We start from the raw sequence: 18,502 nt of genomic DNA, 5'->3' as shown, positions 1-18,502 counted from the left end.
CGATGTTTCACTGTGAAGCATGAACAGATGAAATCATCGTACCTACTTGGTGAAGGTCCTTCGGAAATAAGCCGAAATTGTTGAGAATCACGAAGAACGTAGTGATTCGATGATGAACAATACCTACTTGGTCTCCAAAAATTAAAGAACACCGGGTAGGTATCATGCAACGTCAACTCGTACCTCGTTGTGTTTTATGACAATTTTCGGAAATTTCTTCTTATTGCTGAGAAACACTATTTGCAAAGCAAATAGATGTTGAACAGTACCTACTTGGTTCTCGGAATTAAACACTTCTGTCCCGACCTCTTCCCGATAAGAGCTTCTTTTTTGTTAATAGTCAACAATTAATAAAAAAATAATTGAAAAAGGTTGACAAAAATAATGATACTCGTTAGAATAAGCACTGTTAACAAATGAATAGCGTTTTCATGTGACTAGATAATACTAGGCATGGAAGAATTTCGTAATACAATGTGGTGTACAATGGTTACGCAACATGTTTAACGGGATTGTTCTATGCTTTTTTTGTTGTTTTCACTGAAAATGTTAGAATTACTTCTGCAGAAGAGGGTCATTTATGAAAATTAAAAAGGTGCTAAATCAAAATGCTGTACTTGTTCTTGACGAAGGACAGGAGAAAGTAGCTGTCGGTAAAGGCGTCGGGTTTAATAAGACTAAAAATGATGTCTTATCTCGACAATTGGTGGAGCGGATGTTTGTGATGGAGCCAGAAGGACTGAAAAAACTTCAAGTATTGCTATCACAAATCGAAGACAAATACTTTTTAGCGAGTGAAGAAATTATCCAACATGCTGAAACGGTATTGGGTGAAAAGTTGAATGAACATATTAATATTGGGTTGAGTGATCACATTGCTTTTGCAGCTGAAAATATTCAAAATAATATTATTGTTCGGAACAAGCTTTTAAGTGAAATTGAGATTTTATATAGTGAAGAATTTGCTATTGCTCAATGGGCTGTAGAATATTTAACACAAACCTTAGAGATTCCATTTAGTTATGATGAAGCGGGGTATATTGCAATTCATATCCATAGTGCTCGTAGCGGGCGTACTGATAATAGTAAAAGTATCCGTGAAGTTACAATCGTTTCTGAAATTATTCATTTAATCGAGCAGGAATTGGCTATTGATATTCATGATGATAAAAATAGTCTCAGTTATTCACGTTTGGTGAATCATTTACGTTTGTTTATTCATCGCTTCCAACAAAATCAATACGCTGTTTTAGATGAAGAAATTTTGGAAGTCGTAAAGAAAAAGTATGCTGAAAGCTATGAAATCTCAAAAAAAGTACAAGTCTTATTAATGAGAAATTTTCATTATCAAGTACCAAATGAAGAACTTGGTTATTTATCGATTCACATTGAACGATTAAGAATGACCAAATAATAAAAATTAAATAGTTTATGTGAGGAGTTACGTATAATGAAAGCGTATATGCAAAGAATGGGGCGTTCGTTAATGTTACCAGTTGCTGTATTACCAGCGGCTTCTTTATTAGTCGGTATTGCCAACTGGATCGTGGGAACAATCGGCGCTAGTCCAGCCACAACTTTTCTAATGAATGGTGGTTTGGCTATCTTAAACAACTTAGCATTATTATTTGCAGTTGGTTTAGCGTTAGGAATGTCAAAAGATAAAGATGGATCGGCAGCATTAGCTGGTTTAGTCGCTTATTTAGTGCCAAAAACTGTTTTAGCGCCTGCTTCTATCCAAGCCATTAAAGGCTTCAAGGATATTGCTGAAGTAAACCCAGCCTTCAACAGCATGGACAACAATGTCTTTGTCGGGATTGTCGCTGGTTTAGTTGCTGCGGCAATGTATAATCGTTTCTCTGGTGTGAAATTGCCAATGGCTTTATCATTCTTTAGTGGAAAACGTTTAGTTCCTATTATGTCAGCTATTTCGATGTTAGCAATCTCAGCTGTCTTATTCTTCTTCTGGCCAGTTGTTTATAACGGATTAGTTGCTTTTGGTAAAGGAATCTCTAGCTTAGGTTTCGTAGGAGCTGGCTTGTATGGTTTCTTTAACCGACTATTAATTCCAACAGGCTTACACCATGCCTTGAATTCTGTTTTCTGGTTTGATGTTGCTGGTATCAATGATATTGGGAACTTTTTAGCTGGTCAACAAGCGTTAGATACTGGTAAAGCAATTGTAGGACAAACAGGGATGTATCAAGCTGGTTTCTTCCCAGTAATGATGTTTGGTTTACCAGCAGGCGCGTTTGCTATTTATCAATGTGCGCGTCCTGAGAAGAAAAAAGTTACAGCTTCATTAATGTTAGCTGCTGGTTTTGCAGCTTTCTTTACAGGCGTTACTGAACCTTTAGAATTCTCATTTATGTTCGTTGCTTGGCCTTTATATGTTTTACATGCAGTCTTTACAGGTATTTCTTTAGCATTCGCTGCGTTTATGCATTGGACAGCTGGCTTTGCCTTTAGTGCAGGTTTTGTAGACTTCTTCTTAAGTTTGAAAAACCCAGTCGCGAATCATCCAATGATGTTGGTGGTTCAAGGACTTGTCTTTGCAGCAATTTACTACTTCGGTTTCCGTTTTGCAATCACTAAGTTTAACTTAATGACACCAGGACGTGAAGAAGGCGATGGCGAAGAAACGCCAGATGTTGCAGAAGGTGACAACAAATTTGCTTCTCTAGCTCGTCGTATTTATGATGGTTTAGGCGCTGATGCTAATGTAACTTCTATTGATAACTGTACAACTCGTTTACGCTTAACAGTGAAAGATACAGGCAAAGTGGATCAAGCAAAAATTAAAGCAACTGGGGTTCCTGGTGTGAAAGTCATTGATGACACCAATATCCAAGTGATTGTTGGTACGGAAGTACAATTTGTTGCTGACGAAATGCAACGATTATATAACCACCAAGCGCCAGCAACACCAGTCAAAGAAACACCTGTTTCTCAACCAGTTGTTGAAAAAAAAGCACCAGTTTCAACAAAAGAAACTGAATTATATTCTGTAGCGAATGGGAAAGTTATTCCTATTTCTGAAGTACCAGATGATGTTTTCTCAGCAAAAATGATGGGTGACGGTTTTGCTGTCGTACCAACAGACGGCGAAGTTTCAACACCCGTTGCTGGTAAAATTACTAGCATTTTCCCAACAAAACATGCGTTAGGTATCCAAACAGATTCAGGCATTGAAGTATTATTACACATGGGTCTAGATACTGTTGAGTTACAAGGTGGACCATTTACATTACATGTTGAAGAAGGCCAAGTTGTAAAACAAGGCGATAAAATTGCAACCATTGATTTAGCGGCATTAGAACAAGCTGGCAAAAAATCAGATTTAATTGTTGTTTTCACAAATCAAGATATTGTTGCTCAATACGATTTACAAAAAGCAGGTCAAACGACTTCAATGAATGATGTAATCGGAAATGTTACCGTAAAATAAAAGTAAAAAAGGGCTAGCCGTAAGGCAGCCCTTTTTTGTATTCTTTGAAAGTATTAGTGTCTGTAGAGCCAGTAATTCAAAATCGCTTGCTCTACAGATTTTTATTTATAAATAGCCTTAGAAAGTTTCGCATAATTGAACACTTTAACCACTCACAAAAATGGCCAATGTAACGGACAGAAAACAAGGAAGCGTTTTCTTTTATATGGATTATAATAAATATATCAAGGAGGGGTTGCTATGAGTTCGAAAAAAGAACGTGGACAAAAATTGTTGTTACTTCTCTCAAAAAAACAAGATTATATGACTGCAGAAGAATTGGCAAACTGCCTAAGTACTTCTCCTAAGACAGTTTATCGTTTGATAAAAAAAATTAACGATGAATTTTCAGAAGGTTCACTCATATTATCTGAGAAAGGACGAGGATACAAGCTAGACTATGAACGATTTATGGAACAGAATCGACATTTAGTCGAAAAAGAAAGTGATTTTTCGCCAAGGGAAAGACGCAATCGAATTCTGGAGGAATTGTTTTTAGCTTCTCCACAAGCTAAAAATGTTTATGAATTATTTGCAAGATATTATGTTGGCGATTCTGTGATATTTAGCGATGAACAACAATTATCCGAAGATTTAAAGAAATATGATTTAACACTCAAACGGAAAAATCGAACGTTGGCAATTATCGGTGAGGAAAGAGCTATCAGGAAAGCCATTTCCGATAGAATACAACTGTTGAACATTATCGATATTGAGGATCTTCGAAACAACAAAGCATTAAATTTTAATAATTATGATGTCCTTTTTACGTTAGATCAAGTCAGGAACATTGAAAAAAAACTGGATATTACTATTCCACATCCATATAACGTAAACATCTTTTCGCATCTTTATATCTTAATTAGTCGTTCACGAAAAGTAGCTATTTCTGAAAAATACCAATTATCTAACGAAGAAGAACAAGAATTAACAAAGGACTTAGTACTCAAAAAGGTCGCGCAAACAACGATTCAACAGATTGAAACTTATTTAAATAAGAGACTGCCTAACGTTGAAATTTATTACTTATATCAATATTTGGTTTCTTCTAGGATGCAAGGTTCGTTTAGTAAAGTAACTAATTTTTCTTTCAAAGTAATGCAAGTTACTCAATTTTATTTAGAGGAAATGAGTGCACAACTAAAAATTTTAACTGATAATGATCAGCTACTTCTTGAATTGGCTAGTCATATAAAACCAATGATAAATCGTCTTGAAAACGGCATACATGTTAAGAATAGTTTATTGGATCAAATAAAAATGACGTATGAAACAATTTTCGGAAAAATTGCGCAAGTTTCTAAGCAAGTAAGTAAAAACTATCAACTGCCGGCTATAAACGAAGATGAGAATGGGTTTATTACATTGTATTTTGCGCGAATGATTGAAACCAATCAGTTACCTATTCGTACTTTGATTATGTGTACCACTGGAATTGGAACTTCAGAACTATTGAGAGTAAAAGTTGAAAAGAAATTCCCTGAATTACAAATTGTTGAAATTATTGCCACACGAAATATAAAGAAATCATTAAAAGATTATTCTGATATTGAATTGATTCTTACAACGATTCATTTACAGGAAAAGGTCCCCATTAAATCATTGTTGGTAAGTGCCATGTTTACAATGGATGATCAGTATCGATTACAAAGAAAAGTTGAGGAAATCTATCATGAACGTTAATCCTTTATACCAAGTTTTCCTAAACCAAGAACTTCTTTCAAAACAGCAAGTATATCAATTCATTGCAGAAACAGCAGCACCTTTGTTAACGCCCGAAGAAAAAAAGCAGATTGAGGAATCTTTGGTAAATCGTGAGAAGATGGGAAGTAATCAGATTGCAGAGCAAATTGTCTTGCCACATTTAGAAAATGCACTCTTGAAAAAAAGTGAAATATATCTGATTGGCTTAAAAACAGAAATCCAAGAATGGACGGCAGACATTAAGCAAGTGAAATTAATTATTGTCATCTTACTAAAAGAAAATGAACAGTTAAAAGTAAAAAAAGAAATCAGTCGATTTACTAGAAAATTAGCAAATGAAGACTTCTTAGAAAAGTTGTTGCGTTTAAAAACAGAAACAGATTTTTATAAAATTATAGAAAAATTTGAGGAGGAAAAATAATGAAGATAGTCGGCGTAGCAGCCTGCACAGTAGGAATTGCTCACACATATATCGCACAAGAAAAATTGGAGAACGCTGCAAAAAAAGCAGGAGTTGAGATCCATGTAGAAACACAAGGGACCATCGGGATTGAAAACAAACTAACGGATGAACAAATTAAGGAAGCGGACATTGTTATATTAGCCATTGATGTAAAAATTTCTGGAAGAGAGCGTTTTGATGGGAAACGAATCATTCAAGTACCTACAGAAGTTGCTGTAAAATCACCCACTAAACTAATTGAAAAAGTAGAAGAAGTTATGACACAAGAAAAGTAATCTTCTAGGAGGAATTGTAATGGAAGTAAAGGATATCATTGACTTAAAAACCGTTAAAACGAATATGAATGTAAATACAAAAGAGGAAGCGTTAAAAGAATTAGCCAATCTTTTGCTTGAAAATGGCAATATTTCAGATGAAAAAGGCTTTATAAAAGATATCTATGTTAGAGAGGCGGAAGGCCAAACAGGCATCGGAAACTATCTAGCCATTCCACATGGCAAAAGTGCGTATGTAAAAAAAATAGGCGTGGCCATTGGTATTAATAGTACAGAAATTCCTTGGGAATCTTTAGATGATAATGGCGTAAAAGGAATCATTCTTTTTGCTGTGGGTAATGATCATAAAGAAACAACTAGCCATCTTAAACTATTATCATTGTTTGCCAGAAAACTCGGAAATGATGAAGTAGTGAGAGAATTCCTTCAATCAAAATCGCCAGAGGATGTAGTGAAGGCATTCTCTTAATGAAATTACTAAGACAGCATATTGTGGATATTTTCTACAGAAGAATCCACAACAGTAATTTTTTTAAATAGAAAATAAAATGAAAAGAACAATGTTTAGGAGGATAAAAATGAAAAAACTAAAAGAGTTAAATCTTAAAGGTCATTTATTAACAGCAATCTCATATTTAATTCCAATCGTCTGTGGCGCTGGCTTTTTAATTGCAATTGGTATGGGGTTTGGTGGCTCAAGTCAAGGAAACTTGGTACCAGGTGAATTTTCGCTTTGGGATGCTTTAGCTACTATGGGTGGCGCTGGCTTAGGCTTACTGCCGGTTGTTATATCTACTGGCATTTCCTTTTCAATCGCTGGTAAACCTGGAATTGCTCCAGGCTTTATTATTGGTTTAACTGCGAATGCAGTTGGCGCAGGCTTTATTGGTGGTATCTTAGGTGGTTACTTGGCAGGATATCTTGTATTAGCTATTTTAAAATATGTGAAATTACCCAATTGGGCGAGAGGGTTAATGCCAACATTAATTATTCCATTTTTAACCTCAATTACTGGTGGATTAATCATGGTATATATTATCGGGACCCCAATAACGGCATTTACTTCATTATTAACGAACTTTTTAGATAGCTTAGGTAACTCGTCATTATTAATTTTTGGTGGTGTAATTGGTTTATTAAGTGGTATAGACTATGGCGGACCCATTAACAAAACTGTTTTTGCCTTTGTTTTGACAATGCAAGCGGAAGGACTTAATGGACCAATTACAGCATTGCAATTAGTAAATACAGCAACGCCAATAGGCTTTGGATTAGCTTTCTTCTTTGCTAAATGATTTAGAAAAAATATTTATACAAAACTAGAAGTTGAAACGTTAAAGTCTGCCGTACCAATGGGCGTGATTAACATTGTTGAAGGTGTTATTCCTTTAGTTATGAATGATATTGTCCGAGGAGTCATTGCTACAGCGATTGGCGGCTTCGTGGGTGGCGCAACAACAATGATCTTAGGGGCAGATGCGACAGTTCCATTTGGCGGTGTTTTAATGATTCCAACAATGAGTAAACCGCTGGCTGGCATTATTGCAATTGTTGTAAACGCTGTGGTTACCGGTTTAGTTTTAGCTATTATTAAGAAAGATATAACTGAGAAAGATATGGAAGCTTTAGTAGAAAAAGAAGAAGAGGAGATAAACTTGGAAGATATTCAGATTTTCTAAACAAAATGAAAAAGCGTAACAAAATTAATGCAATTTATATTGCCTATCAGAGATGAATCAACGTCTGAATATAACGAGTTAGAAAAATTTTCAAAAACATCAACCAAATAATCAGATAGAAAGAGTTGAAAATTAGAATGAACAAAGTTGAATTTTCTCCGTCACTAATGACGATGGATTTGGACAAGTTTAAACAACAAATCACCTTTTTAAATGATCATGTTGCTTCGTATCATATAGACATTATGGATGGTCACTATGTGCCAAACATTACATTATCTCCGTGGTTTATTGAGGAGTTAAGAAAAATTTCGAAGCTCCCAGTATCTGCCCATTTAATGGTTACGAATCCAAGTTTTTGGGTACAACAACTAGTAGATATCAAATGTTAATGGATTTGTATGCATGCAGAGGTTTTAGATGGTCTAGCATTTCGCCTAATTGACCAAATTCACAATGCTAATCTTAAAGCAGGGATCGTCCTTAATCCCGAAACGCCTATTGAATCAATCTTTCCATATATTGAATTGTTGGATAAAATCACAATCATGACCGTTGATCCAGGCTTTGCTGGCCAGCGATTTATTGAAGGAACACTTGATAAAATTGTTGCTCTTCGTAATTTACGTGAAGAAAAAGGGTATCGTTATGTAATTGAAATGGACGGCTCATCGAATAGAAATTCATTTAAGCGAATTGATGCTGCAGGACCTGATATTTATATTGTTGGTAGAAGCGGATTATTTGGATTAGATGAAGATATTGAAAAAGCTTGGAGAATGATGAGTAGAGACTATGAAGAAATGACTGGGAAAAAAATTCCATAAAACATTTGACTGTTTGTTAAAAGAATAGATAAGTTGTATAAAGTCAAGCCTAGAAAAGAATTTTGTTCATTCTTATCTGGGCTTTTTTGATGCAATAAATAAGCGTCAATAGAAGAAAATTACTTGTTATTCTATTCTAGGTGAAAACGTTCAATCTTGCGAAGTTACGGTTTGTTCACAAAAAAGTTACTTTTATTAAATAAAACTAAAGAAGTAACAAAAACTTCGCTTTTTTCAGTTATTTCAAGTAACATAGAACGTATCTTAAAAGAAAAAGTTTGGATGATTCGATGCGTAGAGTAAGAAAAATAATTTATAAAATCATGCTACTTTTGTTTGTTGGTTTAGTTGCTGGTCTTGGCTATCTTGGCTATAAAATACATCAAAATGTTGAAACGGTAATGACCTTTGAAAAACAAGTAGAAGCAGAAGTCAAAAAAAATAAAATACCTGAATACAAAACATTAGCTTTAGCGATTATCTATACAGAATCTAAAGGGAAATCTGGCGATATTATGCAGAGCAGTGAAAGTGTTTATGGACAACAAGAAGTGATTGAAACACCAGAGGAAAGTATCGCACATGGCGTCAAATTTCTCGCGGAAGCGTTAGCGAAAGCAAAAGAAGCTGGCTGTGATGAGTGGACAGGCGTACAAGCATATAATTATGGACTGGATTATATTCAGTTTGTTAAAGAACGCGGCGGGAAACACACGACAGAGTTAGCAGAAGAATATTCAAGAGAAGTCCTTTCACCGTTGCTAGGAAATGACCAAAATACGAAATATCGTTATTATCGTTGGCAAGCGTTAGTTTACAATGGTGGTTACCTTTATCAAAATGGTGGCAATATGTTCTATGCGGAAATTGTCAAAATGAATCGTTGGTTTATTGAAAAGTTAAATTAAAACGAGAAAAGTCTAAAGAATTCTTTCAACTTACAGGAATTTTTTAGGCTTTTCTTGCAGTTTCATGAAAATGCAAGTAAACTAGAAGGGATGTAACTGATTAATTGAAAAGGTAGGGAAAGAGCTGGATGTTGAATAAAGTCGACCTGAAAAAAGGGTTAAGTACAGAAGAAGTTGCCAAGCAGAAAGAGTTAGGCCTTCAAAATAATTATGAGGAAAATGTAGCAAAATCTACAAAAGATATTATTTTTGATAACGTCATGACGTTATTCAACTTTTTAAACTTTGCAATCGCTGTTTGTTTACTATTTGTCGGAGCCTATTCCAATCTGGCTTTCTTAGCGATTATTATTGTGAACATGTCAATCGGAATTTTCCAAGAAATTCATGCCCGTAATTTAGTTCAAAAATTATCTATTGTGGCAAAAGAAAATGTTCATGTTGTTCGAAATGGCGTACAACAAGAAATTGATACAAAAGAACTAGTTATGGAAGATATTGTTATTATCTCTGCAGGGGAACAAGTTCCTTCTGATATGGAAGTTATTGACGGTAAAGTCGAAGCGAATGAAGCGTTGTTAACAGGTGAATCAGATTTAATTGAAAAGGAAATCGGCGATACCTTGCTTTCTGGAAGTTTCATTGTTAGCGGACAAGCCTATGCCCGTGTTATCCACGTTGGTGCCGAAAACTATGCTGTGAAAATCACCCAAGAAGCCAAAGTGCATAAACCAATTCAATCAGAGTTAGTCAATTCGATTCGTAAAGTCTCTAAATTTACAAGTTGGGTGATTATTCCTCTGGGGATTATTTTATTTGTTGAAGCTTTTTGGTTAAGAGATGCTGGCATTAAAACATCTGTTGTTGCTTCTGCAGCTGCTTTGTTAGGGATGTTACCAAAAGGATTAGTACTATTAATTAGTATTGCGCTGACAACAGGTGTCATTAAGTTAGCCAAAAAACGTATTCTAGTACAAGATATGTACTCAATTGAAACATTGGCCCATGTGGACACTTTGTGTTTAGATAAAACTGGAACGATTACAGAAGGTAAAATGAAAGTGCAAAAGGCGATTATCTTGCATGACAAATATGAAGAACTTTTCCCGCAGATTATCGGAAGCTACCTATCTGAAAGTACGGATAATAATATTACAATGCAAGCAATTCGTGATCATTATGAAGTATCCAATCGATTTGGCGCAAAAGAAGTCTTGGCTTTTTCTTCTGAACGAAAATGGGGAGCTATTGAATTTCCAGAAATTGGGACAGTTTATTTAGGGGCTCCTGAGCGTTTGGTAGACGATAGTCGGTTGCCAGAAGCTGTTTTTACAGCACAAGAGAATGGTTATCGCGTCTTGATGTTAGCCATTGCGGAACAACAACCGTTAAACGAAACCAAAATGCCTTATTTAGAGCCATTAGCAATTCTAGAAATTGACGATCCAATTCGCCAAAATGCCAAAGAAACACTGGCTTATCTAAAAGAAGAAGGAATCGACTTAAAAGTAATTTCTGGTGATAATCCGGTGACTGTTTCAAATATTGCTCGTCGTGCTGGGCTACCCGGTTATGAGTCTTATATTGATTTGTCGACCAAAACGACAGAAGCAGAAGTGCGTGAAGCAGTTCAGCAATACACAGTGTTCGGACGTGTATCGCCTCAGCAAAAAAGAACCATTGTACGTGAGTTGAAAGACACAGAGCATGTGGTGGCGATGACCGGCGATGGCGTCAACGATGTTTTAGCGTTACGAGAAGCGGATTGTAGTATCGCCATGGCAGAGGGAGATGGCGCTACTCGGCAAATTTCTAATCTAGTTTTGCTAGATTCTGATTTTACAACGTTACCAGATGTCTTGTTTGAAGGACGGCGTGTGGTAAATAATGTAACCCGAGTTTCCAGCGTTTTCTTCATTAAAACGATTTATTCGTTTATTCTCTCAATCATTTGTGCCTTAACGGCCATTGCGTTCCCGTTCATTCCGATTCAAGTGACCTTGATTGATTTAGCAATTGAAGGATATCCAGCCTTCTTCTTATCTTTCGAAGGGGACAAACGAAAAGTTGTCGGGAAGTTTTTACCAACGGCTTTGAAAAATGCGTCTGTTAATGCGCTTTTAGTTGTAGCGAATATCATTGCTGTTTATCTGATTGGACAAAATCAAGGATTTTCTTCTTTAGACACCACGACGTTAATGTATTATTTATTAGTTGGAATTAGCTGTATGGCTGTTGTTCGAGCATGTCTGCCTTTAAATCCACTACGCATTTTCTTGGTTTTCAGTACCATTATTGGTATTTATGTAGCAGCTATGTTATTCCACAACATTTTAGAAATTGGTTTCTTAACTTCGCAAACAATGGGTCTCTTCTTTATTATGATGGCCATTAATATTGTGGTGCGTGTAACAATTGGTTTCGTACAAATGAAACGTGCTGGAAAAACAATTAAAGATTTATAAAAAGCAGAGGTTGATCTAAAAGCATTCGTCTCCAAAAATGCAGTTCTTCTTTAAATCTTGAAGGAAGTCGGAGCAAGCTTGATGTTTAACTGATTATTTTAAGAGTTAGTGTCTGGGGCAGGAGTCAGGATGACTTTTGTCCTAGATACTTTCTTTTTTTGTTGAGTTGAAACAAGATACTTGAAAAACAGCGATTATGTGATACAATAAATCATGTGTAAATGTGTCCATTGGAATTCGCACTGAAATGACAGTGCGTTTTTTAAACGGTCAATCACATGAGTTAGCACAATGCTATTCTTAGGAGGTGAGGACAATGGCACAACGCATTCCTCAGGAAGTCATTGAGGAAGTTCGTCACCGAACGAATATAGTAGATATTATTGGGCAGTATGTCCAGTTAAAAAAATCCGGTAAAAATTATATGGGTTTATGTCCGTTTCACGAAGAACGTTCCCCTTCATTTTCAGTAGCAGAAGACAAACAAATTTTTCACTGTTTTGGCTGCGGGAAAGGTGGAACTGTTTTTAATTTCTTGCAAGAAATTGAAGGCATTAGTTTTCCAGAATCCGTGAAACGTGTTGCAGATTTGGAACATTTATCTGTGGACTTTGATTGGTCAGAGCCGCGTGAAGTAGCGGATACCCCAGAAAACCAACAAAGACGGAGTTTGTTACAACTGCATAGTAAAGCCGCAGAACTTTACCATCATATTTTAGTGAATACTAAAATTGGCGAACCCGCATTAAACTATTTATTAGAGCGGGGGTTAACACAAGAACTAATTGAGACCTTTCAAATTGGATTTGCGCCGCAAAAACGTGATTTCTTAAGTCAAGTTTTTAAAAACGAACAACTGGATGAAACGCTTTTTGAGCCTTCTGGGCTGTTTGTCCAAAGAGATAACGGTACGTTTTTGGATCGTTTCTATCAACGAATCATGTTTCCAATTAATGATCCCCAAGGCAATGTCATCGCCTTTTCTGGTCGCTTGTTAAAAACAGCTGATTTTCCAGGGGATGAGATGCCTAAATACTTGAATAGTCCTGAAACAACACTTTTTAATAAGCGAGAAACGCTGTTTAACTTTGATAAAGCCAGAAAAGAAATTCGTAAAGAAAATACAGTCTTGCTTTTTGAAGGATTCATGGATGTTATCGCTGCTTGGCAATCAGGCGTAAAAAGTGGGGTGGCTTCAATGGGGACTAGTTTGACCAATGAACAAATTCGGCGTTTGGAACGGGTCGCTAAGGAAGTAGTTATTTGTTACGATGGCGATAATGCCGGTGTTCAAGCCACAAACCGTGCGATTCAATTATTGCAAGAAAACAGTCATTTTGACTTGAGTATTGTCAGCATCCCTGAAAAGCTGGATCCTGATGAATATGTGCGGAAATATGGCGCAGAAGCTTTTCAAAATTTAGCCAATCATGGCCGAGAAACAGTTTTTAGTTTTAAAATGAATTATCATCGGTTAACTAGAAACATGAATAACGAAAAAGAACAATTGGATTATGTGAACGAATTGTTACGGGAGTTAACCAATGTTCAATCTCCCTTGGAACGTGATCGTTATTTAAACCAAATTGCTCAGGAATTTCAACTTTCTGTTCATAGTTTGGAAAAGCAATTCAATCAATTGAAGCAAGAGCAACGTTCAGTCCAACGGCAAGAAAGGCAACAATTTTATCAAGATGAAATGATGCCACCACCAATGGAAGAACCTGTTTTTGAAGAGAATCACGTCCAGAACAAGTTACCGTTAACACAAGTTCAAAAAGCAGAACGTTCCTTATTATTTCGTTTAATGAATGAACAAGGAGTACGGCAAACCGTTCAACAATTGCCAGATTTTTCGTTCGCTCATGATGAATACCAAGAATTATATTTCTTGCTAGAAAGTTATGCGACACTGCATCAAAGTTTCGACATTGCCGATTTTATTAATTTCTTGCAAGATAATCAAACCAAACAATTAGCAATTGAAATTGCGTATCAGAATTTATCGGAAGAAAGCTCTGAGCGAGAAGTTGCCGATTTATTACATGTAATTGCCTTATCAAGTATTGCAGAGGCAATTGAGCAGAAAAAGATTCAACAGCAAGAAGCAAAACGAGTGGGCAACCAACAGCTTGAAGCCGAATTAACAATGGAGATTATCCAATTGGCTCGACAGCTTAAAGCTCAACGAACATTTACTTAAGCAATATAATGAATAGAACTAAGCGTTTTGTTCATTTTATTTTGATAAGTCCCAGTGATTTATCAGTTATTTCAAGCGTGAACCGAAAAATGAAGGGGGCCTTCTTTCATGGAAAAAGAAACAAGTAAAAAATATGAAGCTGCAGTGGCAGCATTTATCAAAGAAAACAAGCCTAAAGGAACAGTGGTTTATGATGATTTAGCGAATCAATTAGCCACACCGTATACTTTGGATGCAGAAGCTATGGAAAAATTGATCCAAAAAGTTGAAGATGCTGGTATCAGCGTGGTCGATGAAAATGGAGACCCAAGTGAACATAGCTTGAAAAAAGATGAAAAAGAAGCGGAAAAGGCCCAAGCAGAAGACTTATCTGCGCCAACAGGTGTTAAAATTAATGATCCCGTGCGTATGTACCTAAAAGAAATTGGGCGCGTTCAATTATTAACTGCCGCAGAAGAAGTTGAATTGGCACTTAAAATTGAAGAAGGCGATCAAGAAGCAAAACAACGTTTAGCAGAAGCTAACTTACGTTTGGTTGTTTCAATTGCCAAACGATATGTAGGTCGTGGTATGCAATTCTTGGATTTAATTCAAGAAGGTAATATGGGCTTAATGAAAGCTGTTGAAAAATTTGACTACCGTAAAGGGTTCAAATTCTCTACGTATGCTACTTGGTGGATTCGTCAAGCGATTACGCGGGCAATTGCGGACCAAGCTAGAACGATTCGAATTCCTGTTCACATGGTTGAAACAATCAATAAATTGATTCGGATTCAACGCCAACTATTGCAAGATTTAGGTAGAGAACCAACGCCAGAAGAAATTGGTGCGGAAATGGATTTACCAACAGAAAAAGTTCGTGAAATCCTAAAAATCGCACAAGAGCCAGTCTCTTTAGAAACACCAATTGGTGAAGAAGATGATTCACATTTAGGTGATTTCATTGAAGACCAAGATGCTACCAGTCCTGCTGAACATGCAGCTTACGAATTGTTAAAAGAACAACTAGAAGATGTTCTGGATACTTTAACAGACCGTGAAGAAAATGTTTTACGTTTACGTTTTGGTTTAGATGATGGTCGGACACGTACGCTAGAAGAAGTCGGAAAAGTTTTCGGTGTCACTCGCGAACGTATTCGTCAAATTGAAGCAAAAGCGTTAAGAAAACTAAGACATCCTTCTCGTTCAAAACAATTAAAAGACTTTTTAGAATAAACATACCGTTTAGCGGCTCTTTTCGTGCATGCGAGAAGAGCCGCTTTTGTTTTTTAAAAAGTCTCTAAATGTCATTGCTAGTTATTGGAAGAAGGCGCAAGTTATGGTAAATTAGAAGTAATGGAATATTAGCAGAATGTGAGGCGGAAGAATGACAAAGAAATGTCCGAAGTGCGGGAACGAATTCGATGCAGAATTAACGACCTGCCCAACATGTGGCTATTCACTAACTGACACAACAGTTGATAAAGAAGAAGCGGAAACGACTTCAACAAATATAGATTTTAAAACACAGGAAAATGAACAACATGAAGATCAATTAAATGAGAATATTGAATGGTCTGAGTTAAAAGATATGAGCTTAGGCCATGTGATGGAACTGTTTGGCGAATCACCAGAAGAAGAAAGCAATGATGACAAAAAAGAGGAGTCAACAGAAGATAACTTAATAGTCTCTGATTCAGAGGATGTTTCTGGTCTAGAAACATCGCTTCAAGAAGGGGCTAGTGAGGAGACTCATGATTCGGTGGAGGAATCGACACCAGCGACAGAAGAGACGCCTACTCATTCAACAGAAGAAAAACTAGCAACGGACGAAGCAGTTAATTTAGAGGAAACAACAGAAGAAACAACGGAAGAAACAACTACTGTTGAAGCAGAAACAGCTGAGGTATCTGAGACAGTGAAGTCAGAAGAGGAAGCTTTAACAGAGATTTCAGGAACTGAAGTTATCTCTACTACTTCTGAAGAAGAAATTTTTTCACAACCACCGATAGAAGATCAAGATGTAACACCAAACGAAACTTTGCAAGCTTATATTCAAGCGCATCGAGCAGATACAGAAATGTCCGAAAATCCATTAGAAAAAACAGCAGAGACCCAAGAGTTAGAAAACAGCGGTGAGGCAGTATTAACCCAAGCCGAAACACCAACTGAATCCATTTCAGATTCTGAAGAAGGGTTAACAAGTGCAGCGTCGCTAGAGGCACCGAGTGAAGCTGACGTAACCGAGGAAAAAGTTTCAGATTCAGGTGTGATACCACCGATGAATGAAACTGGGAATGCTCAACCAGCGCCTGCTCCGAAGAAACCATCAAAAAAAGTAGTTTTCGTTGCGCTTGCGGTTGTTTTATTAGCTGGAGGTAGTGCTTGGGCGTATCATGATCAAACGCAAAAAGCTGCCGCGCAAGAGGCGGCGGCACTAACCAAGAAAACAGATACGCTGAAAGATGAACTAGCAGCCTTTTATACCACGAAGGAGCAAGTTTTTATTAAACCAGATATGGTGACTGTTAGTCCAGAAAAACTCTCAAAACAAGTCGCGGAAATTAAAGATTCAGAAGAGTATTCTCAATTAAATAAACAAATTCAAACATTGAAAGTGAAGCAACAAACCATTCAACAAATCAACCAATTATTTGAGGCGCCGATTGTCAATGGCAATGAGTTGAAACCGGCGATTTTAGCTGCTGATCAACCAATTTCCGTAAAGAAATTAACAGGAAATGATCCATTTGACCAATTGATGAACCAAGCAATCGATCAAGCGAACCAACAATACAACCAATTACAAAAAGCTAAAAAAGCGGTTGAGGTCATTTATAAAGATGGAAAAACTACCAATCAGCTGAATCGAGACACGTATCAAGCTGCTAAGGCAGAAGTAGATAAAGTAACAAGTGATAAGCTGAAAAAAGAACTGGTCAAACAAGTCACGACAGCTGACCAAGCGTTAACCAAGGTTGAAGAAGAACAGAAAAGAATTGCAGAAGAACAAGCTGCCGCAGAGCAAGCAAAACAAGCAGAAGAACAAGCGAAACAAGCTGCTGCCGCAAAAAAAGAGGACGCTAAGAAGGAAGAAACAGCAAAAACAGAAGCGAATGGCTACACGGCGCCGAATAGTGACGGGGTTTACACTAGTCCGCTTTATGCGCCAGATGCTGCCGATATCGCTGATAGTAGCAATCCAGCGTGGACATGGGCACCAGGTGTGAAAGAAAAAGTCTTAGACACAGTGATTGCTCGAGGCTATGTGGTTCCTGGCGGATATTCTTTAGAACCTGCCAAAATTGTGAATGGCGAAGGTTACTACAATCTTTATGCAACAAACAATCAATCAAAATTATTAGAAGGCACTACAGAGAAAAATGTTCACATGTATTTAGTTACAATCAATGCTAAAACAGGTTGGTTCAAAGGGAACGCTTCTCGTAATGCAGGGCAATAAAAGAAAATAGAAACAATCGAACAAAAGCGGAAATCTTTTGTTCGATTGATTTTCCTTGAGGAGTTAATGATAAATGAGAGAATTACTAGCAACAACATTTACCGGCATTGTGGTCGATGAAAATGAACAATTTTATTTTGTTCAAAAAAATGGCATCACATTCCGTTTAAAAAAAGAAGAAGGTACGCATGCCATAGGAGAGGCTGTAGAAGGCTTTGGTTATTTAAATCAAAAACAAGAGCCAGCACTGACAACTACAATTCCTACTGTGCGCATTGGTAGCTATGGCTTTGGTACTGTCATAGGAACGAGACGTGATTTAGGTGTCTTTGTGGATGTTGGCTTACCAGATAAAGATGTCGTTATTTCGTTGGATGAATTACCAACTATGCGGGAACTTTGGCCTAAAAAAGAAGACCGAGTAATGGTTACTTTAAAAGTGGACAGTAAAGACCGCATTTGGGGCGAATTAGCAGATGAAAAAGTCTTTAAAGCAATGGCAAAACGCGGGAATGCTGAAATGCAAAACCAAAACTTAACCGGGCATGTGTATCGTCTGAAACTTGCAGGAACGTATATTTTAACTGATGATTTATACATTGGATTTATCCATCCTTCTGAACGATTCCAGGAACCACGTTTAGGTGAAAAAGTAGTGGGACGTGTGATTGGCGTGCGGCCGGACGGCGTATTGAATCTTTCATTAAAACCAAGAAGTCATGAAGTAATCAGCGATGATGCGTTAATGATTCTAACTTTCTTAGAAAGAGCAAACGATCACCAAATTCCTTTCACCGATAAATCAAGCCCTGATGAAATTAAACAAACCTTTGGCATTAGTAAAGCTCAATTTAAACGCGCCTTAGGCCATTTAATGAAACAAAAATTAATTAAACAAGAAGATGGTAAAACAATTCTAATTGGCTCGTTGGAACAATCAAAAGAAAAAAATTAAGGTAGCTAATTGAGAATATCTTGCAAATTACAGTTGTTTCTTTTATAATTATTTTAATTTGATTGATAAATTAAGTTTCTTAATTTATAATCAT

At 36.7% G+C, this 18,502-nt stretch carries 12 protein-coding genes and 2 pseudogenes; all 14 read left to right on the top strand.

The window, feature by feature from the left end:
- Positions 1-580 precede the first annotated feature (580 nt).
- Positions 581-1,414, top strand: coding sequence for a PRD domain-containing protein (locus IGL80_RS07845; protein ID WP_002357655.1), 834 nt, complete (start codon positions 581-583; stop codon positions 1,412-1,414).
- 36 nt (positions 1,415-1,450) lie between these two features.
- Positions 1,451-3,448, top strand: coding sequence for an N-acetylglucosamine-specific PTS transporter subunit IIBC (gene nagE / locus IGL80_RS07840; RefSeq protein ID WP_002404382.1), 1,998 nt, complete (start codon positions 1,451-1,453; stop codon positions 3,446-3,448).
- Between the two features lie 240 nt (positions 3,449-3,688).
- Positions 3,689-5,170 (top strand): BglG family transcription antiterminator, encoded by a 1,482-nt coding sequence (locus tag IGL80_RS07835; protein ID WP_085366379.1) that lies wholly within the window; start codon positions 3,689-3,691, stop codon positions 5,168-5,170.
- Entirely contained in the window at positions 5,160-5,612 is a 453-nt protein-coding gene (locus IGL80_RS07830; protein ID WP_002384546.1) for a PTS sugar transporter subunit IIA, read from the top strand. The genes IGL80_RS07835 and IGL80_RS07830 overlap by 11 nt, the downstream gene beginning before the upstream one ends.
- Positions 5,612-5,929: a PTS fructose transporter subunit IIB gene (locus IGL80_RS07825; RefSeq protein WP_002360370.1), complete on the top strand. Its 318-nt coding sequence runs from the start codon at positions 5,612-5,614 to the stop codon at positions 5,927-5,929. The genes IGL80_RS07830 and IGL80_RS07825 overlap by 1 nt, the downstream gene beginning before the upstream one ends.
- A gap of 19 nt (positions 5,930-5,948) precedes the next feature.
- Positions 5,949-6,398 carry a PTS sugar transporter subunit IIA gene (locus tag IGL80_RS07820; RefSeq protein WP_085366381.1) on the top strand — a complete coding sequence of 150 codons (450 nt, stop codon included), beginning with the start codon at positions 5,949-5,951 and terminating at the stop codon, positions 6,396-6,398.
- Between the two features lie 109 nt (positions 6,399-6,507).
- Positions 6,508-7,608 (top strand): annotated as a pseudogene (locus IGL80_RS07815) (PTS fructose transporter subunit IIC).
- Between the two features lie 137 nt (positions 7,609-7,745).
- Positions 7,746-8,435, top strand: a pseudogene (alsE, locus tag IGL80_RS07810) (D-allulose 6-phosphate 3-epimerase).
- A gap of 290 nt (positions 8,436-8,725) precedes the next feature.
- A complete protein-coding gene (locus IGL80_RS07805) occupies positions 8,726-9,343 on the top strand; it encodes a lysozyme family protein (protein WP_002357646.1) in 618 nt (205 codons plus the stop codon).
- Between the two features lie 128 nt (positions 9,344-9,471).
- Positions 9,472-11,808 carry a cation-translocating P-type ATPase gene (locus IGL80_RS07800; RefSeq protein ID WP_002357645.1) on the top strand — a complete coding sequence of 779 codons (2,337 nt, stop codon included), beginning with the start codon at positions 9,472-9,474 and terminating at the stop codon, positions 11,806-11,808.
- 316 nt (positions 11,809-12,124) lie between these two features.
- Positions 12,125-14,011, top strand: a complete 1,887-nt coding sequence (gene dnaG, locus IGL80_RS07795) for a DNA primase (protein WP_002360366.1) — start codon at positions 12,125-12,127, stop codon at positions 14,009-14,011.
- A gap of 108 nt (positions 14,012-14,119) precedes the next feature.
- Positions 14,120-15,226, top strand: coding sequence for an RNA polymerase sigma factor RpoD (gene rpoD, locus IGL80_RS07790; RefSeq protein ID WP_002360364.1), 1,107 nt, complete (start codon positions 14,120-14,122; stop codon positions 15,224-15,226).
- Positions 15,227-15,377: 151 nt separating this feature from the next.
- Complete coding sequence (locus tag IGL80_RS07785) at positions 15,378-17,453, top strand: cell division site-positioning protein MapZ family protein (RefSeq protein WP_002404322.1); 2,076 nt, start codon at positions 15,378-15,380, stop codon at positions 17,451-17,453.
- Between the two features lie 73 nt (positions 17,454-17,526).
- Positions 17,527-18,408: a CvfB family protein gene (locus IGL80_RS07780; protein WP_002360362.1), complete on the top strand. Its 882-nt coding sequence runs from the start codon at positions 17,527-17,529 to the stop codon at positions 18,406-18,408.
- The last annotated feature ends 94 nt before the right edge of the window (positions 18,409-18,502 follow it).

Origin of the sequence: Enterococcus sp. DIV2467a, from assembly GCF_050532945.1 — a bacterium.
Lineage (GTDB): Bacteria > Bacillota > Bacilli > Lactobacillales > Enterococcaceae > Enterococcus > Enterococcus faecalis.
The sequence above is the reverse complement of the archived record's forward strand: the minus strand, read 5'-3'. Positions and strand labels throughout refer to the sequence as shown.

What these genes read in the sequence shown, in the direction of transcription:
- IGL80_RS07845 (WP_002357655.1), top strand. Translation starts at nt 581, where the DNA reads ATGAAAATTAAAAAGGTGCTAAATCAAAATGCTGTACTTGTTCTTGAC.
- nagE (WP_002404382.1), top strand. Translation starts at nt 1,451, where the DNA reads ATGAAAGCGTATATGCAAAGAATGGGGCGTTCGTTAATGTTACCAGTT.
- IGL80_RS07835 (WP_085366379.1), top strand. Translation starts at nt 3,689, where the DNA reads ATGAGTTCGAAAAAAGAACGTGGACAAAAATTGTTGTTACTTCTCTCA.
- IGL80_RS07830 (WP_002384546.1), top strand. Translation starts at nt 5,160, where the DNA reads ATGAACGTTAATCCTTTATACCAAGTTTTCCTAAACCAAGAACTTCTT.
- IGL80_RS07825 (WP_002360370.1), top strand. Translation starts at nt 5,612, where the DNA reads ATGAAGATAGTCGGCGTAGCAGCCTGCACAGTAGGAATTGCTCACACA.
- IGL80_RS07820 (WP_085366381.1), top strand. Translation starts at nt 5,949, where the DNA reads ATGGAAGTAAAGGATATCATTGACTTAAAAACCGTTAAAACGAATATG.
- IGL80_RS07805 (WP_002357646.1), top strand. Translation starts at nt 8,726, where the DNA reads ATGCGTAGAGTAAGAAAAATAATTTATAAAATCATGCTACTTTTGTTT.
- IGL80_RS07800 (WP_002357645.1), top strand. Translation starts at nt 9,472, where the DNA reads ATGTTGAATAAAGTCGACCTGAAAAAAGGGTTAAGTACAGAAGAAGTT.
- dnaG (WP_002360366.1), top strand. Translation starts at nt 12,125, where the DNA reads ATGGCACAACGCATTCCTCAGGAAGTCATTGAGGAAGTTCGTCACCGA.
- rpoD (WP_002360364.1), top strand. Translation starts at nt 14,120, where the DNA reads ATGGAAAAAGAAACAAGTAAAAAATATGAAGCTGCAGTGGCAGCATTT.
- IGL80_RS07785 (WP_002404322.1), top strand. Translation starts at nt 15,378, where the DNA reads ATGACAAAGAAATGTCCGAAGTGCGGGAACGAATTCGATGCAGAATTA.
- IGL80_RS07780 (WP_002360362.1), top strand. Translation starts at nt 17,527, where the DNA reads ATGAGAGAATTACTAGCAACAACATTTACCGGCATTGTGGTCGATGAA.